This window comes from Streptomyces sp. WAC 04229, assembly GCF_003947455.1.
In the GTDB taxonomy this organism is placed as follows: Bacteria; Actinomycetota; Actinomycetes; order Streptomycetales; family Streptomycetaceae; genus Streptomyces.
In genome coordinates this window covers 111,649-134,521 of sequence record NZ_QHJH01000001.1, presented here as the reverse complement: position 1 = coordinate 134,521, position 22,873 = coordinate 111,649, and the positions used below count along the sequence as shown (strand labels likewise).

Sequence of the window (22,873 nt, the reverse complement as noted above, 5' to 3'; positions counted from 1 at the left end):
CCACGTCGAGCGGCCGGATTCACGGCACGGCGTCCCCGTCACCGCACCGGCCTGCAGCCCATCGTATGTTCGATCGCCGCGCCTCGCTCAGGCAGCCGGGCCCCCGCCGCGGGGGCCCAGCACGCAGAACTCGTTGCCCTCCGGGTCGGCCAGCACCACCCACGGGACGTCCTCGCCCTGGCCCACGTCGGCGTGGCGCGCCCCCAGCTCCAGCAGGCGGGCCACCTCGGCCGCCTGGTCCACGGGCCGGAAGTCGAGGTGCAGCCGGTTCTTCCCGGCCTTGCCCTCCGGCACCCGGCCGAACAGCAGTCCCGGCAGCCGGTCCGGCTCCGGACGGATCTCGTACTCGTCGCAGGAGTCGTCCACCACCACCCAGCCCAGTGCCCGGGCCCACCAGCGCCCGAGGGCCCCGGGGTCGGCCGCGTCGACCACCACCTGCTCCCACTCCAATGGCATGCGGACATCGTAGGGAAGACTGGACCCCATGGACGTCACCGCGACACAGGGAGGGACCCGTATGACGCGCCCGATCACGGCAGGCGTGGACGGTTCGGAGGAGAGCCTGGCCGCACTGGCCTGGGCCGCGAGGGAGGCGGTCCGCCGGGAGGCGCCGCTGCACGTCGTGCACGCCTGGCAGGTCCGGGACGGCGGCGAGGGGGACCGGGACGCGCAGGAGCGGTGGGTGCGGGACGCGGTCGCCGAGCCGGTCCGGACCGTCACCGAGCGGCACCCGGAGCTGACGGTGTCCACGGAGCTCCGTGAGGCCGACGACCCCGTCGCCGTACTGCTCGCCGCCGCGGCCGACGCCGAGACGCTGGTGCTCGGCTCGCGCGGCCACGGGGCGGTCGTCGGCTTCCTGCTCGGCTCCGTCGGCCGCCAGGTGATCGCCGAGGCGACCCGGCCCGTCGTCCTCGTGCGCGCCGGTGACGAGGCCGCGGGTGAGGCCGCCGGCCGCGAGGTCGTCGTCGGCCAGCAGGGCGAGCCGGAGGACAGCGCCGACGTGATCGGGTACGCCTTCGAGGCGGCCGCCGCGCGCGGCGCCACCGTGCGCGCCGTGCGGGCCTGGGCCCTGCCGACGGTCTTCACCTACAGCCCCGGCTCGATGGCGCTCGCCGACGAGGCCGGCGGGCTGGAGCAGTACGAGCGGAAGGCGCTGGGCGAGGCGCTCGCTCCCTGGCGCGAGCGCTTCCCGGACGTGCCGGTGGTGGAGCACGTGGAGATGGGCAGCGCCGGCCAGGTGCTGCTGTCGGTGGCGGCGAACGCCCAGCTGATGGTCGTGGGCCGCCGCGCCCGCCGCACGGCGGTCGGTGCCCGGATCGGCTCGGTGGCGCACGGTGTGCTGCACCACGCGGACTGCCCGGTGGTGGTGGTCCCGCACATCTGAGGCCGCACCGGCGGGGAGGCCCGGGACGTCAGTCCGACGTGGGCTGGAGGGTCTCCCGGGCCTTGGGCAGGATGTTGACGAGGTAGTCCTCGACGGCCGTGTCCAGGCCGATGTCGTGCTGGGCCCGCTCGGAGAGGTACCAGCGGTGCTCGAGCAGCTCGTGGTAGATCTCGGCCGGGTCCATCGAGCCCCGCAGGTCCGGCGGCACGGCGCGCACGGTGGGCCGGAAGACCTCGCGCACCCAGCGGTGGGCGAGGACTTCGGGGCGGGCGCCGAGGGGGTCGCCCGGGGCATAGTCGTCCTGGGTGGCCATCCAGCTCTCCAGGTCGTTCAGCAGCCGCCTGGCCTGGTTCTCCTCGGCGTCCAGGCCGGTCAGCCGCAGCAGCTGGCGCTGGTGGTGGCCGGCGTCGACGACCTTGGGCACGAAGGTGACCGTGTCGCCGTTGGAGGCGTGCTCTATCTGCATCTCGGCCACGTCGAAACCGAGGTCGTTCAGACGCCGGATCCGGCGCTCGATGTAGTGGTACTTGCCCGCCGGGTACACCGAGGTGCGGGTCAGTTCCTCCCACAGCGTCCGGTAGCGGGCGCAGATCTCGGTGCCGAAGTCGATCGGGTCGACGGACGGGTGCAGCGCCCCGGAGGCCTCCAGGTCGAGCAGCTCGCCGCTGATGTTCACCCGGGCCAGGTCGAGGTCGTAGTCGCGCTGTCCGGGGCTGAGCCGCGGGTGCAGGTCGCCGGTCTCGGCGTCGACCAGGTACGCGGCGTAGGCGCCCGCGTCGCGTCGGAAGAGCGTGTTGGACAGCGAGCAGTCGCCCCAGGCGAACCCCGCCAGGTGCAGCCGCACCAGCAGGACGGCCAGGGCGTCCATCAGACGGTGCATGGTCGCCGGGCGCAGCGTGGTCTCGAACATCGACCGGTACGGCAGCGAGCCGCCGAGGTGCCGGGTGACGAGCACCGGTTCCAGCTCCTCGCCGGCGGTGCCGGTGCGGCCGGTCACCACGGCCAGCGCGTCCACCGCGGGGATGGCGAGCCGGTCCAGGTCGCGCAGCAGCTGGTACTCGCGCAGCGCCGGCCGTTCGGCCAGCTCCTTGACGGCGATGACCTCGTCCCCGGCGCGGGCGTAGCGGACGACGTGCCGGGAGATGCCGCGCGGCAGCGGCACGAGGTACTCCTCGGGCCACTGCTCCAGCGGCAGCTGCCACGGCAGTTCGAGCAGGAGCGCGGGGTGCTCCGGATTGGTGGCGCTGATCTGCAAGGCCATGCCAAGACTCTAAGCGGCGCGTTCCCGGGCCAGTAGCGCGGCTTCCCGGACGGGGCCGCGGTGGACGGGCCCGTGCCCGGGGAGCAGGACGTCGCCGTCGAGTCCGGCGAGGATCCCGAGCGAGGCCAGGGTGCCCGCCCGGTCGTGGTGGAACATGCCGGGCAGCAGCTGCGGCCCCCGGGTCCTGCCGATGGCGTGCCCGCTGACCAGCGCGTCCCCGGAGATGACCACCCCGGCGTCCGGGAGGTGGTAGGCGCAGTGCCCGTCCGTGTGTCCGGGGGTGTGCACCGGTACCGGCCGCCCGGGCAGGTCCAGGGCACCGTCCGACGGGAAGGGCGCGGGCGTGGTCACCGGATGCTGCTCGGTGCCGCCGGAGCGCAGCACGTGAACCATCCAGGGCAGCACGCCCGGCCGCCAGCCGTTGCGCAGGACCGTGCCGACCGACACCTGCTGGAGGAAGTCCCGCCGGGCGTGCGGCACTTCGGCCTCGTGCAGCAGGACCGGGGTGCCGTGGGCGGCGCGCAGGTACTCGGCGGAGCCCAGGTGGTCGTTGTGCGCGTGGGTGATCAGTACGGCCGTCACCGCCTCGGGCGAACCGCCCACCGCGGCCAGGGAGTCGAGCAGCTGTCGCCGGTCGCCGGGGTAGCCGGTGTCGACGAGGGTCACCGCGTCGCCGTCGGTGAGGATCACCCAGTTGGTGTGCGAACCGTGCACCAGGTAGGTGCCGTCGGCCACTTGTCGTACGTCCGCGCCCATGGGGTCTCCCGCGTTCCGTTTCCGCTCTGCCCGCACCAGCCAACCAGACCGGCACGGTGACGGCCGTCCGCCCCTCAGCGCACGCCGTGCGGACGGAACTGGACGCTGATGCGCGGGCCCGCGGCACGGGTGCTCTTCGGGACGCAGTGCTCCCAGGTGCGCTGGCAGGAGCCGCCCATCACGATCAGGTCGCCGTGGCCGAGCGGGCGGCGTACGGTCTCGCCGCCACCGCCCGCCGGGCGCAGGAGCAGATCCCGGGGCGCGCCGACCGAGAGGATCGCGACCATCGTGTCCTGGCGCGCACCGCGTCCGATCCGGTCGCCGTGCCAGGCGACGCTGTCCCGGCCGTCGCGGTAGTGGCACAGCCCGGCCGTGGTGAACGGCTCGCCCAGTTCGTCGGCGTAGCGCGCGGACAGGGCGTCGCGGGCCTCGGTCAGCAGGGGGTGCGGCAGCGGGTCGCCGGCGCCGTAGAAGGCGAGCAGCCGGGGTACGTCGACGACCCGCTCGTACATGGCACGCCGCTCCGCGCGCCACGGGACCTCGGCGGCCAGGTGCTCGAACAGCGCGTCGGCGCCGTGCAGCCAGCCGGGGAGCAGGTCGATCCAGGCACCCGCCCCGAGGTGGGTGCGGCGCAGTCCGTCCAGCGGGCCGAGCCGGACCTCGTCGGTCTGGTCGAAGAGTGAGCCCTGGAGGTGCGTGGTCATGGGACCAGCGTACTCCTTATTCGAATGTGCGTTCTAAGTGTGAGTGCGAGCCGGCGTCCGAGGGCTGTCGGATACACCGGTGTATCCGATACATTCACGCATCGAACGGCGGAAGGGGCCGGGCCGATGGCGGTGAAGGCGACGACCGGGCGGGTGACCAGGCGGCGCGTGCGCACCCGCGCGAACCTCCTGGACGCGGCGTTCGCGGTGTTCGCGGCCAAGGGATTCGGCCGGGTGTCGATCGAGGAGGTCTGCGAGGCGGCCGGGTACAGCCGGGGTGCCTTCTACTCCAACTTCGACAGCCTCGACGAGCTGTTCTTCGCCCTCTACCGGGACCGGGCCGACCTGATCGCGGAACAGGTGGCAGGGGCCCTCGCCCAGGACGGACCCGGCCTGGACGTGCGCGCCGCCGTGGACCGCGTCACCGAGGTGCTGCTCCTGGACCGGGACTGGCTCCTGGTGAAGACGGACTTCCTGGTGCACGCCGCCCGCGACCCTCAGGTCGCCGCGGCCCTGCTGGAGCACCGGGCCCGCCTCCGGCGCGCGATCGCCGGCCGGCTGGCCAGGGCCCGCGGGCACACCGCCCTGCCCGCCGTGCTGGGCGACGCCGAGGGTGCCGCGCACGCGGTCGTCGCCGCGTACGACGGGGTCACCACCCAGCTGCTCCTCGACCGGGACGTCGAGCACGCCCGGGCCTGGCTGGGACAACTGCTCACCGCGCTGCTCACCGACGGCGGCGCTCGCCAATGACAGAGCCACTACGGACAGGGAAGGGACGGTCGCCATGGATGCCGACGTCATCGTGGTCGGAGCGGGCCTGGCGGGCCTGGTCGCGGCCCACGAGCTGACCAGCCGGGGCCGGAAGGTCGCCCTGCTCGACCAGGAGAACGCGGCCAACCTCGGCGGCCAGGCCTTCTGGTCCTTCGGCGGCCTCTTCCTCGTCGACTCCCCGGAGCAGCGCCGCCTCGGCGTCAAGGACTCCTTCGACCTGGCCTGGAACGACTGGCAGGGCAGCGCCGGCTTCGACCGGACCGAGGACGAGGACTCCTGGGCGGTGCGCTGGGCCCGGGCCTACGTGGAGTGGGCGGCGGGGGAGAAGCGGTCCTGGCTCGCCGGCCACGGCATCACCTTCCTGCCCACCGTCGGCTGGGCCGAGCGCGGCGACCTGAGGGCCGGCGGACACGGCAACTCGGTGCCCCGCTTCCACATCGCCTGGGGCACCGGCACGGGCGTGGTCGAGCCCTTCGTGCGGTACGCGCAACAGGCCGCGCACGACGGACTGCTCACCTTCCACCACCGCCACCGCGTCGACCACCTGATCGTCGAGGACGGCACCGCGCGCGGCGTGCGCGGCACGGTCCTCGCCGAGGACGACTCGCCCCGCGGCGTCGCCTCCAGCCGTGAGGCGGCCGGCGGGTTCGAACTCACCGCCCAGGCCGTGATCGTCACCTCCGGAGGCATCGGCGGCGACCACGACGTCGTCCGCAGCCACTGGCCCGAGCGTCTCGGCACCCCGCCCGCCGAGATGGTCACCGGCGTCCCCGCCTACGTCGACGGACGGATGCTCGGCATCAGCGCCGACGCGGGCGCCCGCCTGGTCAACCGCGACCGGATGTGGCACTACACCGAGGGCCTGCGGAACTGGGACCCGATCTGGCCCGGCCACGGCATCCGCATCCTGCCCGGGCCGTCGTCCCTGTGGTTCGACGCCCTCGGCCGCCGGCTGCCCGAGCCCTGCCTGCCCGGCTACGACACGCTGGGGACCCTGCGGCACCTGCGCACGGCGGACGGCCTCGCCGAGCACGACCACTCCTGGTTCATCCTCACCCAGAAGATCATCGAGAAGGAGTTCGCACTCTCCGGCTCCGAGCAGAACCCCGACATCACCGCCAAGGACCGGGCCGGCTTCCTGCGCGAACGCGTCCTCGGCAAGGGCGCCCCGGCCCCGGTGGACGCCTTCCTGCGCAAGGGCGCCGACTTCGTGACCGCTCCGAACCTGGAGCAACTGGTCGAGAGGATGAACGGGCTGACCGACAAGCCGCTCCTGGACGCGGCCCTGATCCGGCGCCAGATCGAGGCCCGCGACCTCCAGATGGCCAACCCGTACGCCAAGGACGCCCAGGTCCAGGGCATCCGCAACGCCCGCCGCTACATCGGCGACCGGCTCGGCCGGGTCGCCGCGCCGCACCGCGTCCTCGACCCCGCGGCGGGCCCGCTGATCGGCGTCAAGCTGCACATCCTCACCCGCAAGACCCTCGGCGGCATCCAGACCGACCTCGAGTCCCGCGCCCTGACCGCCGACGGCACGCCCGTCGAGGGGCTGTACGCGGCCGGTGAGGTGGCCGGCTTCGGCGGGGGAGGGGTGCACGGGTACAACGCGCTGGAGGGCACCTTCCTGGGCGGCTGCCTGTTCTCCGGACGGGCCGCGGGCCGCGACGCGGCGCGCCGCACGGCCTGAGCGACGGGGTGTCCGCCCGCCTGCTGCCCCGCCGCCTCACTTCCCGTCGAGGAGGCGGAGCAGCACGGCGGCGTGGCTCTCCCCGGGCGACTTGGACGCCGTCAGCAGCGTCACGTCGCCCTTGCCCGCCAGTTCCCGCACGTGGTCGAGGAGTTCCGCCTCCTCGGGCCCGGCCAGCTCGGCCTCGTACCGCTCGGTGAACTCCGCGGAGGAGCCCTCGCCCGCGTGGTACCAGCGGCGCAGCTCGGTCGACGGGGTGAGGCCCTTGGGCCATTCGTCCACCCGCGCCGCGTCCTTCGACACGCCCCGCGGCCACAGCCGGTCCACCAGGACCCGCACTCCGTCGCCGGGCTCGGGCGGGTCGTAGACGCGGCGCACCCGGACGGTCACGCGCCCGACCTTCTGCGCACGGCCTCGCGCCGCTTGAGCGCACGGCGTTCCAGCTCGCTGGTCCCGCCCCAGACGCCGATGGACTGCCCGGTGTCGAGCGCCCATCGCAGACACTGCTCCTGGACCGGACAGCCGCGGCAGACCGCCTTCGCCTGCTCGGTCTGCAAAGCGGCCGGACCGGTGGTGCCGATGGGGAAGAACAGGTCGGGATCCTCCGTACGGCACGCGGCGTGCTCTCGCCAGTTGTCCATCAAAGTCACCTGCGATCGGTTTCGTTCGCGCCCTCGTGCATGGATTGCTCCGATGCGGGTGACCTGTCGACCGCGGGCCGAAACCGGCTCGACGCCACGGACACCGCGATGTGTCTAGCGTCGCAGCGCACGCCGGGCCGCCGCCGTCACCGCGTCGGCCACCACGGCCAGCGCTGGGGAGTCGAGTTTCCACTGCTGCCAGTGGAGCGGGGCGTCCACCGACAGGTCCGGTGCGAAGTCGACGAGCCTCCCCGTACGCAGCAGCGGCAGCGCCTGCGACTCCGGCACCATGCCCCAGCCGAGTCCGGCGGCGATGGCCTCCACGAAGCCCTCCGAGGTCGGCACGTAGTGACGCGTGGAGCTGGCGCCGTCGTGCCCGAACCGCCGGGCGAAGCCATCCTGGAAGTCGTCCCGCCGGTCGAAGACCACCACGGGTGCCACCCCCAGCGCTTCCCGCAGCGGCCCGCCCAGGTGCCGCCCGGCGAATCCGGGGCCGGCACAGGGCAGGTAGCGCATCCGCCCCAGGAACCGGACGGCGCAGCCCGGGACGGGTTCGGGGGAGGAGGTCACCGCGGCCATCACCGCGCCCTCCCGCAGCAGGGCCGCCGTGTGGGCCTCGTCCTCGCGCCGCACCTCGAAGCAGATCCGGGGCTCCTGCGGCAACTCCGTGAGCGCGCCGAGGAACCAGGTGGCGAGCGAGTCCGCGTTGACGGCGATCGACACCCGGGTGGGCGCGCCGGCCGCCCCGCTCAGCCCCAGCTCGGCGTGCGCGTCCCGCTCCAGCCGGGCGACCTGGCGGGCGAGGCGCACCAGCACCGCGCCGGACTCCGTCGGCCGCACCGGCTTGGTGCGCAGCAGCAGGACCCGGCCGGTGCGCTGCTCCAGGGCCTTCACCCGCTGACTGACCGCCGACGGTGTCACGTGCAGCGCGGCGGCGGCCGCGTCGAACGTGCCCTCGTCCACCACGGCCAGCAGGGTGCGCACCTGGTCGAGCGGCAGATCCGCAGTCTCCGGCGTCATCACGAGTGCTAAGGATACGTAAGAATCTTTAGCTGTACCTGCGGTGATCGTCCGCCTAGCGTCGAGAGCATGCACAACGCCCTCGCCGCCGCGGCCGCCGGCTTCGGTACCGGTCTCTCGCTCATCGTCGCCATCGGCGCCCAGAACGCCTTCGTCCTGCGGCAGGGGATCCGTCGCGACTCGGTCCTCGCCGTGGTCGGCATCTGCGCCCTGTCCGACGCCCTGCTCATCGCCCTGGGCGTCGGCGGCGTCGGCGCGGTGGTGGTGGCGTGGCCGGACGCGCTGACCGTGGTCGGATGGATCGGCGGCGCCTTCCTGCTCTGCTACGGCGCCCTCGCCGCCCGGCGCGTGTTCCGCCCGGCCGGCGCGCTGCGGGCGGAGGGCGACACCGCGGGCTCCCGCCGCCGGGCGGTGCTCACCTGCCTGGCGCTGACCTGGCTCAACCCGCACGTCTACCTCGACACCGTGTTCCTGCTGGGCTCGGTGGCCGCCGACCGGGGTCCGCTGCGCTGGACCTTCGGTCTGGGCGCCGCCGCGGCCAGCCTGGTCTGGTTCGCGGTGCTCGGCTTCGGCGCCCGCCACCTCGGCCGCTTCCTGGCCCGGCCCGCGGCCTGGCGGGTACTGGACGGACTGGTCGCCGCCACCATGATCGTCCTTGGGGTGAGCCTCATCGCCGACGCCTGACCCTCCGCTCGAACGGAGCTGCGACACTGATCTCCGCAGCCGAAAGATGTATCGAGCACGTAGGAAGCGCGTGGACACCGGCGAGAGCAGCGAGAGCGGGACCGAGCAGGGGGCGGCGAAGACCCCCGCCCCGGACGAGGGGGCGCGGCGCGGGTGGCGCCGCTGGGCGATGGACACCCGCCCGCTGCGCCGTCCCGCCTACCGCAGGCTGTGGTCCTCGACCATCGTCACGGCCGTCGGCAGCCAGCTCACCGCGGTCGCGGTGCCCAAGCAGATCTACGACATCACCGGTTCCTCGGCCTGGGTGGGCGCCGCCGGTCTCGCCGGTCTGCTGCCGCTCGTCGTGTTCGCGCTGTGGGGCGGCGCCGTCGCCGACACCATGGACCGCCGCAAGCTGCTGCTGATCACCAACACCGGCATCGCCGTCACCTCGCTGCTGTTCTGGGTGCAGGCGGTCACGGGCCTGGAGTCGGTGGCCGCGCTGATGCTGCTGCTCGCGCTCCAGCAGGCCTTCTGGGGTCTCAACGCCCCGGCCCGCAACGCCTCCATCGCCCGGCTGGTCCCGGAGGGCGAACTGCCCGCGGCCAACGCGCTCGGCTCGACCGTGATGCAGACCGGGCAGGTGGTCGGGCCGCTGCTCGCCGGTGCGCTCATCCCGGTGATCGGACTGCCCGAGCTGTACCTGATCGACGCGCTGGCCCTGTGCGTCACGGTGTGGGCGGTCTACCGGCTGCCCGCCCTCCCGCCGCTCGCGGGCACGGCGGTGCGGCGCGCGGGCGTGCGCGAGATCGCGGCCGGCTTCCGCTACATCGCCGGGCACAAGGTGCTGCTGCTGTCCTTCCTGGCCGACATCGTCGCCATGGTCCTCGGCATGCCCCGCGCGCTGTTCCCGCAGCTCGCCGCCGAGACCTACGCCCCGTACGGCGAGGGGCTCGCCCTGGGGCTGCTGTTCGCGGCGATTCCGGTCGGCGCGGTGGCCGGCGGTCTGTTCTCGGGCACCTTCTCCCGGGCGCGGCGGCACGGCTGGATGGTGATCGGCGCGGTCGTCGTCTGGGGTGTGGCCATCGCCGGATTCGGACTGAGCGGGAGTCTGTGGCTCGCGGTGGCGTTCCTGGCGGTGGCGGGAGTCGCCGACATGGTGTCCATGGTGTTCCGAGGGGCGATCCTGCTGTCCGCCGCGACCGACGAGATGCGCGGGCGGATGCAGGGGGTGTTCACCGTCGTCGTGGCGGGCGGTCCGCGGCTGGCCGACGTCCTGCACGGCACGGCGGGCTCCGCCTTCGGCGCACGCGAGGCGGTGACGGGCGGCGGGCTGCTCGTCGTGGTGGTGATGCTGGCCCTGGCGGCCGCGGTGCCGGCGCTGCGCCGCTACCGCGTCTGAGTCGCCTACAGGGACCCGCGCCCGTGCAGCGCGTAGTGGTCCATGAGCCGGCCCCGGGTGGTCTCCAGCCGGTGGGCGAGGATCTCGGCGACCGACCGCACCAGCACGATGCCCAGGTGCGGGTCCTCCTCGCACAGGTCGAGCACCGTGGCCGCGTCGAACTCGTAGGCGCGCACCTGGCTGAACGCCTCGGCGCCGAAGTCCCACTCGTAGGGAGGGAACAGCCAGGACCAGCCGAGCAGGTCACCCACGCCCAGGCTGGCGACGGTGACCTTCTGCATCGACGTCACCTGCTGGGTCAGTGAGACCGCGCCGGAGCGGATGACCCAGAAGCGGTCGGCCCGGTCGCCGGCCTCGAAGATCCGGGCGTCCTCCGGAAACGAGATCTCCCTCGCGAGCGCCATCAGCCGTTCTCGCTGGGCCGGGGGAAGGGCGGTCAGGAGTTTGATCGCTTTGGTCATGGCACGGGGCTCCTCGCCGGCGATTCGGTTCCGGGGCTTTCCCTATGCCCATTTCAGTCGTTGTCGGCGCGCTGGGCCATTCGGCGGACGGCGGATCCCGTACGGATTCGGTGCGGAATCCGGGGACGGCGGTGCGCGGGCATGAAAAAGCCCTGGCCGGACGGGGGAGGCCGGCCAGGGCTGTCAGCGGTGACCGCGGAGGACTTTCGGTCGACTCCGTCGCCACGTATGGATGAACGCTAAACCATCCTGGGGTGTCCGGGGAAACCGGGGGTGGGCGTACGTGACCGGACTCACGCACGCCCGGCGGGCGTCGATCCGTCCCCGCACCGCTCACCGCGGGTGGCGCCCCGGGGTCAGCACCTCGTCCAGCACCCGCAGGACGGCCTCGTACGCCACCGCCCGTACGGCCGCCTCCCGGGATCCCTCAGGATCGGTCGGCCGCAGTTCCGCGCTCCGGTCCCGCCAGCTCCGTGTCTCCTCCATCGCACAGGTCCTCGCCCGGTGCATCCGGCGGAGCAGTTCGTCCGAGTCCACAACATCCGTCATGTACTCCGCGTACCCGCGCACGGCGCCCGGATGGCCGTTGGGCCACAAGGAGGGCCCGAGGTTTGCCGGTGCGGCCACAGGTCAGCCGGAAAGCGACGGGTCCGTACGGCGCCCACCACGGCGCACGGCCCGGACCGAAGGCTCATGTCACCGATCAGGGAGCGGACGTATGCGCGACAGGCACACGACCGAAACCGTCGTGGATCAGTACGGCGCGGACCGCAGCCCGCCGTGCCGGCCCGCCGACGCCCGCAGAGCCGTCGAACGCGCCGTCGCCGGGCGCCGGGGCGCCGACGGTCCCGCCCGGTACGACGCGCGCGCCCTCTCGGACGCCGTGCTGGTCGCCTCGGAGCTGACCACCAACGCGATCCTGCACGGCGGCGGCATCACCGACTTCCGGGTCGACGTCGTGGGACCCGGCGTGCGCCTGTCGGTCAGCGACCGCAGCCACGACCTGCCGGTGGCCGTGCCGGCCACCGACGACCAGGGCCACCGACGACCAGGGCCGCCGCCGCGTCGGCGGCCGGGGCTGGCCGATCGTCTGCCGGCTCGCCCACGACGTGCGCGTGGCAGATCTTCCGGCCGGCGGCAAGTGCATCACCGTCCTCGTTCCGCTGTCCTGAGTACATTTCGAAAAGCGGAGTTTGTTCCACCGGGGCGGGGGCAGTCGCAGAATCGTGCTTCGGACCGGAGGCGCAGCGGCGGGAGCGGTATGGCCGCTTCGGCCCCTCCGGATCGCGACGATCGCGACCGGGGTGGGTGCGAACGGTGCCGTTCTCGCGGCAAGTCCCTGACACCACCGTTCAGGAGCGAATCCGCATGCTCGTAGAAACGCCCACCGGCCGCCCCGACGCCTCGGGGACCGCCAACGCCACCGCCGGTCGCCGTCGCCACGACGACGCCCCCGACACCATGGCCCTCTTCGGCCGCCTCGCGGGCCTGCCGGACGGCCCCGAGCGGGACGCCCTGCGCGACGAACTCGTCACCGCCTGGCTTCCCATGGCCCACCGGATCGCGGGCCGGTTCCGGGACCGCGGCGAGTCCCTGGAGGACCTGCGCCAGGTGGCGGCGCTGGGCCTGGTGAAGGCCATCGACCGCTTCGACCCGGAGCGCGGCGCCTTCGAAAGTTACGCCGTGCCCACCATCACCGGCGAGGTCAAGCGCCACTTCCGGGACCGGATGTGGGCGCTGCGGGTCCCCCGCCGGGTCCAGGAACTGCGGAACAAGGTGCGGGTGGCCCGCCGGGAACTCACCCAGAGCCCTGGCAGCCCCGAACCCTCGCTCACCGCCCTCGCCGCCCACACCGGCCTCACCGAGGACGAGGTGAGCGCCGGCATGGAGGCGCTGGAGAGCTTCAGCACCCTGTCTCTGGACGCCGAGCTGTCGGCCGGCGACGACGGCTACAGCCTCGCGGACACCCTCGGCGCGGCGGACGCCTCGTACGACACCGTGATCGACCGCGAGTCCGCCAAGACGGGCCTGCGCCGGCTGCCCGAACGCGAACGCGCCATCCTCTACATGCGCTTCTTCGAGGACATGACGCAGAGCCGGATAGCCGACAAGCTGGGCATCTCGCAGATGCACGTCTCACGGCTCATCAGCCGCAGCTGCGCCCGGGTGCGCGACGAGGCGCTCGGCGAGCGGACGGCCGGCGGCCGTCCGCCGCAGCACTGACGGCGTGAACTCCGGCCCGTACACCGCTGGGCGGTGTACGGGCCGGACCGTGCGTGCGGCGCCGATGCCGGGGCATGCGGTGTCCGGGAGGGGAGGTCCACATGAACGCACGAGTCATGGCACGTACAGGCCGCGGCACCGCCCGGAGGGCCGCGAACGGATCGGCCGCCGAGGGGGCCGCCAGGGCGGGGCTCACCGCCCGCGGAGTCATCTACCTGCTGGTCGGCATCCTGGCCCTGCAGATCGCCTTCGGCAGCGGAAACCGGCAGGCGGACCGGGGCGGCGCCCTGGAGGAGCTGGCGGACAAACCGTTCGGCGCCGTCCTGCTGTGGGCGCTGGGCATCGGACTCGTCGGCATGGCCCTGTGGCGGCTGTCCGAGGCGGCCTTCGGCGCCACCGGCAAGGACGGGCACAAGGCCAAGAAGCGGCTGCCGGCCGCGGCCCGCTGCGTCTTCTACGCCTTCGTCGCCTACTCCGTCCTGGCCTTCGCGGCCGGCGCGGGCGGCAGCGGCTCGAGCGACCAGCAGTCCCGGGACGTCACGGCCAAGGTCATGGAGATGCCCGCGGGGCAGTGGATCGTGGGACTGGCCGGAGCCGGCGTCGTCGTCGCCGGAGTGGTGATCGCCGTGCAGGCCCTCCGCCGCAGCTACCACAAGAAGCTGAAGCTCGGCGCCCTCAGCTCCCGGGCCCGGACGCTGCTCGACGTCACCGGCGTCGGCGGGGGAGTGGCCCGCGGAGCCGTCTTCGCGGCGGCGGGCGCCTTCGCGGTGCGGGCCGCGGTGGACTACGAACCCGATCAGGCCAAGGGCCTCGACGACACGCTCCGCTCCTTCGCCGACACCCCCCTCGGCCCCTGGCTCCTGGCCCTCGTGGCCGCCGGTCTGGTGCTGTTCGGGGTGTTCTCCTTCGCGCTGGCTCGCTGGCGCCGCGTCTGAGCCGGGCACCACGGGGAACACGGGGCGAATGAACGAACACGAGATTCCTCCGCCGGACGGACGTCCCGTGGACGTCTACCTCGACCTCCTGCGCGTCCGCATGCCGAACGACGACTACCAGCTGCTGCTCAGCGTGGTGGAACCGGTCCTCCAGGCGATCGACGAGCAGCAGATGCCGAGCATCGACTTCTCCCTGGACGGGGACAACGCCGAGGCGCTGCCCCAGGAGATCAGGGACGAGGCCGCCCTGGTCATCGCCACCGCCGTCACCGGGCGGCTGGACAACGAAGTCGTCGAGATCAGCACCGACGAGACCGGCCCCGTCCGGGTCGTCACCGACGCGACCACCGCCGCCGACCCCGAACGCCTCGGCGAGATAGCCGACTACCTCAAGGAACGCCACCGGCAGAACGAGGAACTGCGCGGCATCGCCGAGGCGAGCGGTCTGCCCAGCGACTTCTGACCGCCCGGCTCCGGCAGCTCAGCGCTGCGGAGTCTTCACGGCCACACCCAGCGGCCGGGCGAGGCCGACCACCGCCTCGTCCAGCCGCTCCAGGTGCCGCAGCACCCGGCCGGTGATCCTGCCGTACCGGGGCGTCCCGGCGGCGTCCGGCTCCAGCAGCGAGGCGATCGAGGGGCCGGTCTCCACCTCGGTCACGGTGTCCTCGTCCTCGACGTGGGCGGCGATCGCCTCGATGTTGCGCACCGTGCGCCGCACCGCCCCGCGCAGCCTCGGGTCGGCCGCGATCGACGGGTGGGTGGGCAGCAGCTCGGCCGTCGCGGCCAGCGACCGCGCGTGGTAGGCGCAGGTCTCCAGCAGCGCGACCACGTACTGCGCCGTGTTGCGCCGCGAGCGCAGCGGCGTGATCGGGTGGGTGAGCGGCTGCACGGCGGCCCGCAGGTCGCCGAGCGCCTGGTCCAGCTCCCGGGCCGTGTCCAGCAGGTCGGCCGCGGGACCACCGCTGAGCTGGTCGACGGCGCCCTCGGTGACGTCGGTGAGCCGCTCCAGCACCGTGCCGAGCAGTTCGTTCGTCCGCCGGTCGGTCCGTATCGGCAGCACCAGGGCCGCCGCGACGATCCCGCACGCCGCGCCCAGCGCCGTCTCCTCCACCCGCAGCAGCAGCACGGACATGCTGTACGTGTGCAGCAGGGTGTACAGCAGCCCCAGCATCGCCGTGACGAAGAACGACATGAGCGTGTACGACAGCGGCACCGTGTAGAACATCGCGAAGATCAGCACCAGCACCAGCCCGAACGCGGTCCAGGTGTGGTTGCCGACCAGGCCGGCCAGCACGATGCCGGCCACCACCCCCAGCACGGTGCCCAGCAGCCGGCGGTAGCCCTTGACCAGGATCTCTCCGGTGGACGCGGTGTTGATGAAGACGATCCAGCAGGTGAGGACCGCCCAGTACCAGCGCTGCGTCGACAGGAACTCACCGCCCACGATGGCCAGCGACGACCCCACCGCCACCTGCACCGCGGCCCGCGTCGTGGGGCGCCTGAGCCCGGTCGGCTCGTCCTCGGCGGCCGCCTCCTCGCCGGCGTCGATCGCCGCGTCCTCGGCGTCCAGCTCCTCCCGGGAACGGGCCGTCGCCGGTGAGTCGTCCGACTCGTCCTGCGGCCCGTCCAGCGCGATCCGCAGGCCCATGACCGCCCGCGCGCTCTCACCGATCCCGCGGAACACGTCCTGGACGGCCGGGGTCGCCTCGGGCAGGTTCTCCTCGTCGCGGTAGCCCAGGAGCCGGTTGCGCAAATGGGACAGCGCGGTCCCGCGCGCCTCGGCCGGCGGCCTCAGCACCAGCGTGCGCAGCGCCGCCAGGTCCCGGCGCAGTATGTCCGTCGCCTCACCGGGCGCCGGCGAGTGGCCCACCGAGGGCGCGGGCGCTCCCGGCAGGTGCAGCGTCAGGGTGTCCGCCCGCTCGGCGCTGCGCGCGGTCAGCAGCAGCAGGCCCAGCCGCTCGGCGGCGATCTCGGCGTCCGCGACGCGGCGCTGCACCAGCCGCGCGGTGGACTCGTCGGGCGTGCCCTCCTCCAGCCGGGACTGGATCATCAGGGCCGTCTCGTGCAGCCGCGCGGTGCCCTCGCGCAGCCGCTCCAGGGTCTTCTCGATGTCGTCGGGACCGGCGTCGAGCAGCTCCTCCTGTGAGGCGATCAGCTGCGCCAGGCGGGCCCGGAACGCCTGCCGCAGCCGTTGCAGGATCCGCGCCGGCGTCGCCGGTACGATCCCGAAGCGCACCACCGCGCTGGACGCGAACGCCACCGCGATGGCGGTCCACAGGGCCGGCAGCCCGGACACCTTCGCGCCGACGAACAGCGACACGAAGTAGACCTGGAAGCCGATCAGCCCCAGCGCGGTGCCGCGGTCGCCGAACCGGCGGACGAAGACCGCGCAGAAGATCAGGACGACGAAGACCGCGTCGCCGAGGACCACCCGCGAGGTCAGCAGCGCGCTCAGCGACACCGAGGCCAGGGCGACGGGCAGGCCCAGCGCCAGCGTCACGGCCTGCGGGCCCAGCTCCTTCTCCCGGATGGCGAACGTGGCGACCATCGCCGCCATGGCGCCCGCCACCAGATGCTTGACGTCCACGCCGAACACGGCGAGCACCGCCAGCGTCAGCGCGATGGCGCCCACCGTCCGCAGTCCCGCCGTCAGCCGCAACAGCCCGGGGTCGGACGCGGCGACGCTGTCCCGCAGCCGTGTCCGCACCGAGCGCCCCGCTGCCTTCACGCCGCCGTACACTCTCCCGATTCACAGCCGATTCCCGGCCGGTTCACGCCGAGATCCACTTCTCAGCATGTCATGCCGCGGGCCGGTCCCGGCCGCGGGGTCACCGCTCCTTGAGACCCGCCCCCTCGACCCGCTCCCGTACCTGTTCCGGGGTCAGATAGGCGTCGGTGTACTCGAAGTCCTTCAGCTTGGCCGGTTTGCGGGCCTGGAAGCCGGTGCGGACGAAATCGTCGCCGGCCACCGCGTTGATCGCCCAGTTCGCCGCCACCCGGGCCTTGGCCACCCCCGTGCGCAGCGCCGACCAGTGGTAGCCGCGGGCCACGGCCTGCGCCGGCAGCCCCTTCAGCTCGACGCCGAGCGGCTTGGAGACCGCGTCGGTGCCGCCGAGGTCCACGACCAGACCGAGGTCCTTGTGCACGTACGGCCGCATCGGCTGGTTGCGCAGGGTGGCGATGAGGTTCTCGGCGACGTGCCGGCCCTGCCGCATCGCGTGCTGCGCGGTGGGCGGGCACACCGCGCCGTCCTGGCCCTTGGCGAGGTCGGGCACGGCGGCGGAGTCGCCCAGCGCGAACACCCCGTCGTGGTCCGGCAGGCACATCTCGGCGGTGACCGCGAGCCGCCCCTTGACCGTCTCCGCGCCGAGCGTGGCCATCAGCGGGCTGGCCACCACGCCCGCCGTCCAGATCAGCGTGCGGGTCGGCACCACCCGGCCGTCCGTGAAGGTGACCTCCTCGGGCCCGGCCTTGTCGATGGACACGCCCAGGGAGATCTCGATGCCGCGCCGGGCGAGGACCTCCTGCGCGTCGCGCCCGAGCTTCTCGCCCAGCTCGGGCATCAGCTTCGGGGCGATGTCGATCAGGTGCCACTTGATCAGCCCCGGGTCGAGCCGGTTGTAGCGCTTGACGGCCGCGTGTGTCAGCCGCTGCAGGCAGGCCGCGGTCTCGGTACCGGCGTAACCGCCGCCCACGACCACGAACTGGAGCCGGGAGGCGCGCTCGACCGGGTCCTGGCTGGCGTCGGCGAGATCCAGCTGGGAGATGACGTGGTCGCGGACGTACGCGGCCTCCGCCAGCGTCTTCATGCCGAACGCGTTGTCGGTGAGCCCCGGGATGTCGAACGTACGGGTGATGCTTCCGGGCGCGAGGACGATGTAGTCGTACGGCTCGTTGACGATCTGGTCGGTGATGGTGCGCACCACGCACACCTTTGCCTTGAGGTCCACCCCGATGGCGCCGCCCGGGATGATCCGGGTCCGGTAGCGGCTGCTGCGGCGCAGGGAGAGGGCGATGGACTGGGGGGTCAGCACCCCGGAGGCGACCTGGGGCAGCAGGGGCAGGTAGAGCTGGTAGGAGAACGGTGTCACCAGGGTGACGTCGGCTTCATCGGGGGCGAGCTTCCGCTCCAGTCGGCGGACGCACTCGACGCCGGCGAAACCTGCGCCGACCACCAGAATCCTGGGTCGTGTCACGGTGTTCATCCCTTTCTGCGGCTTCGGACGTTCCGCCGCGAACGCCCTTCGCCTGCCCCTGGATCGCTGCTTCGCACCTCGACAATCCCACCGCGCCCACGCCGGTGCGGCCAGCCGGGTGCGGCAGGCGGGTGCGATCGGGCAGGCGCGGCCGCAGGGAGTGGTGCCGCCGGTCAGGCCGGGCCGCGGAGGTGGCACAGCAGCAGGCACACGTCGTCGTCCCGCTCGGAGTCGCTGAGCAGCGGATCCAGGAGCCCGTCCGCCGCACCCTCCAGGTCCGTCTCCAGTTTCGCCGGCGCGAACGAGCCCAGCGCGTCGGCCAGTCGACCGATGCCCGGGTCTATGCCCTGTGCGCGGCGCTCCACCAGACCGTCCGTGTACAGCGCCAGCGTGGAACCGGGCGCCAGCGGCACCGTGTGGTCGGAGATCTCCTGGCGGAGCGGGATGCCGAGCATCGCGCCGGGTTTGTCGTCCAGGATCCGCACCTGCCCGTCCGGCGTCCGCAGCACCGGCGGCGGATGGCCGGCGGCGGCCCATGTCAGGGTCGGGTCGTCGGGGTGGAAGCGCGCGATGACGGCGGTGGCGAACAGGTCGGGCTGCAGATGGTGCAGGAACGTGTGCAGCCGGGTCAGCAGCCGCCCCGGGCTGCCGCCGTCCACGGCGTACGCCCGCAGCGCGGTACGCAGCTGGCTCATCATCACGGCGGCGCGCAGCCCGTGCCCGGTGACGTCGCCGACCACGGTGATGACCCCGCCGTCGGGCTGGCGGAAGGCGTCGTACCAGTCGCCGCCGATGTTCAGCCCGTGGGTGGCCGGCAGATAGCGGGCGGCCAGCCCGAGGCCCGCAGGGGAGGGCAGCTCCGTCAGCAGGGCCCGCTGGAGCGTCTCCGCGATGTCGCGGTTGTGCTGGTAGCGCCGGGCGTGGTCGATCGCGATGCTCGCCCGCCGGGTCAGCTCCACCAGCATGACGGCGTCGTCCGGGTCCCACAGCTCCCCGGGCGGTGACAGGGTCACCACGCCCTGGGGCGCCAGCCGGGTCGGCAGCGGGATGCACAGCGCGGGCCGGTCCGGGTCCAGCGCCGAGGGCGGCTGGTCCTGGACGCCGGGCAGGCCCCCCGGGTGCGTGGCGGCGTACTGCGGCCGCCCGGTGCGGGCCGCGACCACGGCTGCCGCCGGACGCGCCTGCACCGGCCGCCCGTCCTCCTGCTCGAACAGCCAGACGTCGACGCTCGCCGCGTACTCGGGCACCAGCAGATCCGGCAGCCGCCGCACGATCTCGTGGTGGTCCAGGGACGCCGTCAGCACCGCGCTCGCGTCCGCCAGGAAGGTCAGCCGGCGCCGGGCGTTCTCCGCCTCCGTGCGGGCCTTGCGTTCGGCGGCGAACGCCTCCCGCTGGGCCCGCCCGGCGGCGTCCAGTTCCGCGTGCAGCGCCACGACGCCCTGGTTGGTCTGCTGCAACTCCTCGCGGTGGAAGCCGACCAGGTCCTCCTGCTCGCCGAGCCGCTCCAGCACCAGCGCCGTGTCCTCGTCGGCACCGAGCAGGGCCTCCGCCAGCCCGGCCGCGTCGTCCGGCACGGCGCCGTCCCCGAGATCCGTGGCCGGTTCGGGGCAGGCCACCGTGGCCTGCCACGGCGGCTCGCCCGCGGCCGCGGCGTCCGGCGAGGTCACCACGGCGTGCAGGACGCCCTTCCCGGCCGCCGACGCGGGGCCCGTCGCGAGGGTCAGCCGCCAGGTGCCGCCCTTGGTCAGGCACAGCCGCAGCTGCGCGCCGACCGCGGCCGTCAGCCGGGTGCGTTCCAGCGGCGGCACGCCGCAGGCCGCGGCCAGCCGCGCGGTGGCGACGCGCGCCCGCGCCGCGTCGGTGACGTCGCTGATCTGCCAGGTACGTGTCATGGGCGGTCCGGCGGGACGGGGGCCAGCACGGCGACCGCGGTGTCGTCCCGCACCGGGCGGGCCGGGCTGCTCGCGTCGCGGAGGGTGACGGCGGCGGTCACCGCCGGGTCGGCCGTCGTGCTGCAGGTCTCCGGCGTCGGCGTCCAGCGGCTCGGCAGACCGTCGCTGTGCAGCACCAGCACCCGGTCGTCCGCCCAGTCCGCGGTCTCCTCACGCAGGGTCGTGGGCCGGTGGGCGCCGATGATGCCGGGCCGGGACACCAGGTGGCGCCAGGTGCCGCCCTCGCACAGCCTCGCCCCGATGTTGCCGACGCCGGCGAACCTGAGCACGCCGGCCCGCGTGTCGACCTGGGCCACCGCGACGGCCGCGCCGCGGGTGCCGGTCAGCGCCCGGTCGAGCCGCCGCAGCGCGTCCGCGGGGGTGACGTGGGCCGCGTCGCGCAGGGCCTCGACGGCGGCGGTCGAGGCATGGGCCGCCTCCGGGCCGTGGCCCAGACCGTCGGCCAGCATCAGCGTGACCAGGTCGCCCGCGCGCACCCAGGCCCAGGCGTCGCCGGAGTACTGCGCCCCGCCGAAGGGGAGGTTGACGCCGCCTGCCCGCACCCGGTCCGCCGGGCCCGGCTCGGCGGCCGGGCCGTCGGGTACGGCGCCGATCCGGGCGGCCACCACCGTGCCCCGCCCCGGCACGCTGTGCAGGTCGAAGTGGTCCGAGAGACGCGCGCAGGTGCCCAGACCGGCACCGAGGGAGCGCGCCGTGGTGAAACCGTCCCCCAGGGCGGCGGGCACGTCGGCGATCCCCGGGCCGTGGTCCACCGTGGTGACCTGCACGAGCCGGGCCCCGTCCCGGCCGCCGGCGAGGACGGGCGGAGCGACGACGTCGATGAGGACCCGGCCGCCCCCGGCGTGCTTGAGCAGGTTGGTGGCCAGCTCGGTCGCCACCAGCGCCGCGGTGGCGGTGCGCCGCTCGTCCAGTCCGGCCAGCGCCGCCGCCTGTTCCGCGGCCACCCGGACGTCACGCACCCGGGTCGAGTCGTGCACCGGCACGTCCCACACGCGTGGCATCAGGACTCCTCGCGCGGCCGCGGGGGTCTGCCCACCCAGGACGTCACCCGTACCGTCGTGCCCGTGCCCGGGGCGCTCTCGATCGCGAACTCGTGCACCAGCCGCCGGGCTCCGCCGAGCCCCAGGCCCAGGCCCTCACCGGAGGTGAAGCCGTCGCTGAGCGCCTGCTCCAGATCCGCGATGCCCGGCCCCTCGTCGGCGAAGGTGAGCCGCAGCCCCCGGGCGCCCCCGTCGGTCAGCTGCTCCGTCTCCATCGTTCCGCCACCGCCGTACACGAGGGTGTTGCGAGCCAGTTCACTGGCGGCCGTGACCAGCTTGGTCTGGTCCACCAGCCCGAAGCCGGTCTGTGCGGCGGCCTGGCGCACATGCTGTCGCACCCACACCAGATCCATGTCCGAACGGATCGGCAGGCGGGCCTGGGAGCCCGCGGCAGTGTGCATCACTGAGTCTCCCGGCGCAGGCCGCTGGAGCGGGACGTCGGGGCCTGCCCCGTGAGGAACTCCATGGCCGCCTCGGTATTGAGCGCCGTCCGCATGCCCGGCAGCGTGAGACCCAGCTCCACCAGCGTGATGGCGACCGCCGGCCGCATGCCGACCACCACGGTGCGCGCGGCGAGCAGGCCGCTCTGCCCGGCGATCTCGGCCAGCACGCGGCCGAGGAAGGAGTCGACGATCTCCACGCCGGAGATGTCGATGATCACACCCGTGGCGCCACTGCCCACGATGGTCTCGGCGAGATCCTCCTGGAGCTGCTGCGCCGTGCTGTCGTGCAGGTCTCCCTGCAGGGTGACCAGCAGGACGTCACCGAGCCGCAGGACCGGAAGCCGACCCGCCAGGGGAGCCCCGCCGGGTGCCGGGAAGCCCTCGCTCACCGCGTGACCGCTCCGTTCGCGCCGGGCGCCACGATGCCGACCCCGAGCTGGTGCAGCACGTACGCCAGTGCGTCGGCGAGGCTCGCACGGGTGGGCACGTTGCCCAGGTCGAGACCGAGGTGGACCATGGTCTGCGCGATCGCCGGCCGGATGCCGGAGACCATGCACTCGGCGCCCATCAGCCGGGCCGCCGCGACCGTCTTCATCAGGTGCTGGGCCACCAGCGAGTCCACCGTCGGGACCCCGGTGATGTCCAGGATCGCGAAGCGCGCCTGCTGCTCCACGATGGATTCCAGCAGAGTCTCCATCACCACCTGGCTGCGGGCGCTGTCCAGCGTGCCGATCAGCGGCACGGCCACGACGCCGTCCCACAGCTTGATCACCGGAGTGGCGACCTCCAGCAACTGCAGCCGCTGCCGGTCGATCAGTGCCTGCCCCTCGCTGAGCGCCGTCTGCATCACCACGACGCGCAGGGTGCCCATCAGCACACCCAGCGTGGCGAGACAGGAACGGGTGTGCTCGATGGAGTCGTCGGGCAGATCGGCCAGGAGCAGGTTCTCGACCGGCGAACGCAGCGTGGCCAGTTCGCCCGACACCTGCGCGCTGCTCAGGCCCGCCCGGGAGCGGGCCGCGCCCATCCGCGCCAACTGCTCGCGCACCGTGGTGAATCCCGCGGCGTCCGGATCCTCCACCCGCTCCGCGTCCGCGACTTGAGCCAGCGCGTCCACCACGGCCTTGCCCGCCTCGACCGCCTCGTCGCGCGAGACGGTGAACACGGCCCGGAACAAGGGCTCGTCCGCCCAGCGCTGGGCGATCTGCTCCCGGCGGCGCCGCAGGAAGTCCCTGATCTCAAGCGTGGGCGATCCCGCGGTTCCCTCTTCCGGCACCTGTTCCACTCCTCATCCGCTCCTGCCGCCCGCAGCGCGCGAAGCGGTGCGGCGGTGA

General features: G+C 73.6%; 24 protein-coding genes. 8 read left to right on the top strand and 16 right to left on the bottom strand.

The annotated features are described in order from the left end of the window. Nucleotides 1-87: 87 nt before the first annotated feature. A complete protein-coding gene (locus DMH12_RS00580) occupies nucleotides 88-456 on the bottom strand; it encodes a VOC family protein (RefSeq protein ID WP_125489509.1) in 369 nt (122 codons plus the stop codon). Between the two features lie 61 nt (nucleotides 457-517). On the opposite strand from DMH12_RS00580, the gene DMH12_RS00575 reads away from it, so the two are divergent. Continuing rightward, nucleotides 518-1,384: a universal stress protein gene (locus DMH12_RS00575; RefSeq protein ID WP_185832075.1), complete on the top strand. Its 867-nt coding sequence runs from the start codon at nucleotides 518-520 to the stop codon at nucleotides 1,382-1,384. A 28-nt stretch (nucleotides 1,385-1,412) separates the two neighbouring features. On the opposite strand, the gene DMH12_RS00570 is transcribed toward DMH12_RS00575, so the two are convergent. The 3 genes from DMH12_RS00570 to DMH12_RS00560 form a co-directional block, all read right to left on the bottom strand. After that, the gene (locus DMH12_RS00570) at nucleotides 1,413-2,645 is read right to left on the bottom strand and encodes a DUF4032 domain-containing protein (RefSeq protein ID WP_125489507.1); all 1,233 of its coding nucleotides are present in this window, start codon (nucleotides 2,643-2,645) and stop codon (nucleotides 1,413-1,415) included. A 9-nt stretch (nucleotides 2,646-2,654) separates the two neighbouring features. Beyond that, nucleotides 2,655-3,401 carry an MBL fold metallo-hydrolase gene (locus tag DMH12_RS00565; protein ID WP_125489506.1) on the bottom strand — a complete coding sequence of 249 codons (747 nt, stop codon included), beginning with the start codon at nucleotides 3,399-3,401 and terminating at the stop codon, nucleotides 2,655-2,657. 74 nt (nucleotides 3,402-3,475) lie between these two features. After that, entirely contained in the window at nucleotides 3,476-4,105 is a 630-nt protein-coding gene (locus DMH12_RS00560) for an alpha-ketoglutarate-dependent dioxygenase AlkB (protein ID WP_125489505.1), read from the bottom strand. Nucleotides 4,106-4,231: 126 nt separating this feature from the next. Between DMH12_RS00560 and DMH12_RS00555 the strand changes: the two genes are divergently transcribed. Beyond that, a complete protein-coding gene (locus DMH12_RS00555; protein WP_185832074.1) occupies nucleotides 4,232-4,855 on the top strand; it encodes a TetR/AcrR family transcriptional regulator in 624 nt (207 codons plus the stop codon). A gap of 34 nt (nucleotides 4,856-4,889) precedes the next feature. Further along, nucleotides 4,890-6,563, top strand: coding sequence for an FAD-binding dehydrogenase (locus DMH12_RS00550; RefSeq protein WP_125489504.1), 1,674 nt, complete (start codon nucleotides 4,890-4,892; stop codon nucleotides 6,561-6,563). A 36-nt stretch (nucleotides 6,564-6,599) separates the two neighbouring features. Here DMH12_RS00550 and DMH12_RS00545 read toward each other — a convergent pair whose 3' ends face one another. From DMH12_RS00545 to DMH12_RS00535, 3 genes are all read right to left on the bottom strand, one after another. Next, complete coding sequence (locus DMH12_RS00545; protein ID WP_125489503.1) at nucleotides 6,600-6,953, bottom strand: DUF488 domain-containing protein; 354 nt, start codon at nucleotides 6,951-6,953, stop codon at nucleotides 6,600-6,602. Continuing rightward, entirely contained in the window at nucleotides 6,950-7,204 is a 255-nt protein-coding gene (locus DMH12_RS00540) for a WhiB family transcriptional regulator (RefSeq protein WP_122618739.1), read from the bottom strand. Before DMH12_RS00540 ends, DMH12_RS00545 begins: the two co-directional genes overlap by 4 nt. Nucleotides 7,205-7,318: 114 nt before the next feature. Beyond that, entirely contained in the window at nucleotides 7,319-8,224 is a 906-nt protein-coding gene (locus DMH12_RS00535) for a LysR family transcriptional regulator ArgP (RefSeq protein ID WP_125489502.1), read from the bottom strand. Between the two features lie 69 nt (nucleotides 8,225-8,293). Between DMH12_RS00535 and DMH12_RS00530 the strand changes: the two genes are divergently transcribed. Both DMH12_RS00530 and DMH12_RS00525 read left to right on the top strand, forming a co-directional pair. Next, nucleotides 8,294-8,908 (top strand): LysE/ArgO family amino acid transporter, encoded by a 615-nt coding sequence (locus DMH12_RS00530; RefSeq protein WP_125489501.1) that lies wholly within the window; start codon nucleotides 8,294-8,296, stop codon nucleotides 8,906-8,908. A gap of 46 nt (nucleotides 8,909-8,954) precedes the next feature. Continuing rightward, a complete protein-coding gene (locus tag DMH12_RS00525; RefSeq protein ID WP_125489500.1) occupies nucleotides 8,955-10,289 on the top strand; it encodes an MFS transporter in 1,335 nt (444 codons plus the stop codon). A 5-nt stretch (nucleotides 10,290-10,294) separates the two neighbouring features. On the opposite strand, the gene DMH12_RS00520 is transcribed toward DMH12_RS00525, so the two are convergent. Continuing rightward, entirely contained in the window at nucleotides 10,295-10,750 is a 456-nt protein-coding gene (locus tag DMH12_RS00520) for a cyclic nucleotide-binding domain-containing protein (RefSeq protein WP_125489499.1), read from the bottom strand. Between the two features lie 333 nt (nucleotides 10,751-11,083). After that, a complete protein-coding gene (locus tag DMH12_RS00515) occupies nucleotides 11,084-11,299 on the bottom strand; it encodes a hypothetical protein (protein WP_125489498.1) in 216 nt (71 codons plus the stop codon). Nucleotides 11,300-12,118: 819 nt separating this feature from the next. On the opposite strand from DMH12_RS00515, the gene DMH12_RS00505 reads away from it, so the two are divergent. The 3 genes from DMH12_RS00505 (at nucleotide 12,119) to DMH12_RS00495 (ending at nucleotide 14,371) form a co-directional block, all read left to right on the top strand. Then, nucleotides 12,119-12,973: a SigB/SigF/SigG family RNA polymerase sigma factor gene (locus DMH12_RS00505; protein ID WP_125489497.1), complete on the top strand. Its 855-nt coding sequence runs from the start codon at nucleotides 12,119-12,121 to the stop codon at nucleotides 12,971-12,973. Between the two features lie 101 nt (nucleotides 12,974-13,074). Beyond that, nucleotides 13,075-13,908, top strand: coding sequence for a DUF1206 domain-containing protein (locus tag DMH12_RS00500; RefSeq protein ID WP_125489496.1), 834 nt, complete (start codon nucleotides 13,075-13,077; stop codon nucleotides 13,906-13,908). A gap of 28 nt (nucleotides 13,909-13,936) precedes the next feature. Next, nucleotides 13,937-14,371, top strand: coding sequence for a hypothetical protein (locus tag DMH12_RS00495; protein ID WP_125489495.1), 435 nt, complete (start codon nucleotides 13,937-13,939; stop codon nucleotides 14,369-14,371). A gap of 18 nt (nucleotides 14,372-14,389) precedes the next feature. Here DMH12_RS00495 and DMH12_RS00490 read toward each other — a convergent pair whose 3' ends face one another. From DMH12_RS00490 to DMH12_RS00460, 7 genes are all read right to left on the bottom strand, one after another. Further along, nucleotides 14,390-16,636 carry an FUSC family protein gene (locus DMH12_RS00490; protein ID WP_185832073.1) on the bottom strand — a complete coding sequence of 749 codons (2,247 nt, stop codon included), beginning with the start codon at nucleotides 16,634-16,636 and terminating at the stop codon, nucleotides 14,390-14,392. 100 nt (nucleotides 16,637-16,736) lie between these two features. Then, entirely contained in the window at nucleotides 16,737-18,113 is a 1,377-nt protein-coding gene (locus tag DMH12_RS00485; protein WP_125489493.1) for an NAD(P)/FAD-dependent oxidoreductase, read from the bottom strand. A 164-nt stretch (nucleotides 18,114-18,277) separates the two neighbouring features. Further along, nucleotides 18,278-19,996, bottom strand: a complete 1,719-nt coding sequence (locus DMH12_RS00480) for a PP2C family protein-serine/threonine phosphatase (protein WP_125489492.1) — start codon at nucleotides 19,994-19,996, stop codon at nucleotides 18,278-18,280. After that, nucleotides 19,993-21,057, bottom strand: coding sequence for an ATP-binding SpoIIE family protein phosphatase (locus DMH12_RS00475; protein ID WP_125489491.1), 1,065 nt, complete (start codon nucleotides 21,055-21,057; stop codon nucleotides 19,993-19,995). Before DMH12_RS00475 ends, DMH12_RS00480 begins: the two co-directional genes overlap by 4 nt. After that, complete coding sequence (locus DMH12_RS00470; protein WP_125489490.1) at nucleotides 21,057-21,497, bottom strand: anti-sigma regulatory factor; 441 nt, start codon at nucleotides 21,495-21,497, stop codon at nucleotides 21,057-21,059. Before DMH12_RS00470 ends, DMH12_RS00475 begins: the two co-directional genes overlap by 1 nt. Then, nucleotides 21,497-21,928 carry an STAS domain-containing protein gene (locus DMH12_RS00465; protein WP_125489489.1) on the bottom strand — a complete coding sequence of 144 codons (432 nt, stop codon included), beginning with the start codon at nucleotides 21,926-21,928 and terminating at the stop codon, nucleotides 21,497-21,499. The genes DMH12_RS00470 and DMH12_RS00465 overlap by 1 nt, the downstream gene beginning before the upstream one ends. Beyond that, on the bottom strand, nucleotides 21,925-22,815 hold the full coding sequence (locus tag DMH12_RS00460; RefSeq protein WP_125489488.1) for an STAS domain-containing protein: 891 nt from the start codon (nucleotides 22,813-22,815) through the stop codon (nucleotides 21,925-21,927). Before DMH12_RS00460 ends, DMH12_RS00465 begins: the two co-directional genes overlap by 4 nt. Nucleotides 22,816-22,873 lie beyond the last annotated feature (58 nt).

Excerpts from the sequence above, each read along its gene's own strand:
- DMH12_RS00470 (WP_125489490.1), bottom strand. The coding sequence starts at position 21,497 with ATGCACACTGCCGCGGGCTCCCAGGCCCGCCTGCCGATCCGTTCGGAC.
- DMH12_RS00565 (WP_125489506.1), bottom strand. The coding sequence starts at position 3,401 with ATGGGCGCGGACGTACGACAAGTGGCCGACGGCACCTACCTGGTGCAC.
- DMH12_RS00505 (WP_125489497.1), top strand. The coding sequence starts at position 12,119 with ATGCTCGTAGAAACGCCCACCGGCCGCCCCGACGCCTCGGGGACCGCC.
- DMH12_RS00540 (WP_122618739.1), bottom strand. The coding sequence starts at position 7,204 with ATGGACAACTGGCGAGAGCACGCCGCGTGCCGTACGGAGGATCCCGAC.
- DMH12_RS00575 (WP_185832075.1), top strand. The coding sequence starts at position 518 with ATGACGCGCCCGATCACGGCAGGCGTGGACGGTTCGGAGGAGAGCCTG.
- DMH12_RS00535 (WP_125489502.1), bottom strand. The coding sequence starts at position 8,224 with ATGACGCCGGAGACTGCGGATCTGCCGCTCGACCAGGTGCGCACCCTG.
- DMH12_RS00580 (WP_125489509.1), bottom strand. The coding sequence starts at position 456 with ATGCCATTGGAGTGGGAGCAGGTGGTGGTCGACGCGGCCGACCCCGGG.
- DMH12_RS00515 (WP_125489498.1), bottom strand. The coding sequence starts at position 11,299 with ATGACGGATGTTGTGGACTCGGACGAACTGCTCCGCCGGATGCACCGG.
- DMH12_RS00570 (WP_125489507.1), bottom strand. The coding sequence starts at position 2,645 with ATGGCCTTGCAGATCAGCGCCACCAATCCGGAGCACCCCGCGCTCCTG.
- DMH12_RS00495 (WP_125489495.1), top strand. The coding sequence starts at position 13,937 with ATGAACGAACACGAGATTCCTCCGCCGGACGGACGTCCCGTGGACGTC.
- DMH12_RS00520 (WP_125489499.1), bottom strand. The coding sequence starts at position 10,750 with ATGACCAAAGCGATCAAACTCCTGACCGCCCTTCCCCCGGCCCAGCGA.
- DMH12_RS00525 (WP_125489500.1), top strand. The coding sequence starts at position 8,955 with ATGTATCGAGCACGTAGGAAGCGCGTGGACACCGGCGAGAGCAGCGAG.
- DMH12_RS00480 (WP_125489492.1), bottom strand. The coding sequence starts at position 19,996 with ATGACACGTACCTGGCAGATCAGCGACGTCACCGACGCGGCGCGGGCG.
- DMH12_RS00500 (WP_125489496.1), top strand. The coding sequence starts at position 13,075 with ATGAACGCACGAGTCATGGCACGTACAGGCCGCGGCACCGCCCGGAGG.
- DMH12_RS00550 (WP_125489504.1), top strand. The coding sequence starts at position 4,890 with ATGGATGCCGACGTCATCGTGGTCGGAGCGGGCCTGGCGGGCCTGGTC.
- DMH12_RS00530 (WP_125489501.1), top strand. The coding sequence starts at position 8,294 with ATGCACAACGCCCTCGCCGCCGCGGCCGCCGGCTTCGGTACCGGTCTC.
- DMH12_RS00560 (WP_125489505.1), bottom strand. The coding sequence starts at position 4,105 with ATGACCACGCACCTCCAGGGCTCACTCTTCGACCAGACCGACGAGGTC.
- DMH12_RS00555 (WP_185832074.1), top strand. The coding sequence starts at position 4,232 with ATGGCGGTGAAGGCGACGACCGGGCGGGTGACCAGGCGGCGCGTGCGC.
- DMH12_RS00485 (WP_125489493.1), bottom strand. The coding sequence starts at position 18,113 with ATGAACACCGTGACACGACCCAGGATTCTGGTGGTCGGCGCAGGTTTC.
- DMH12_RS00475 (WP_125489491.1), bottom strand. The coding sequence starts at position 21,057 with ATGCCACGCGTGTGGGACGTGCCGGTGCACGACTCGACCCGGGTGCGT.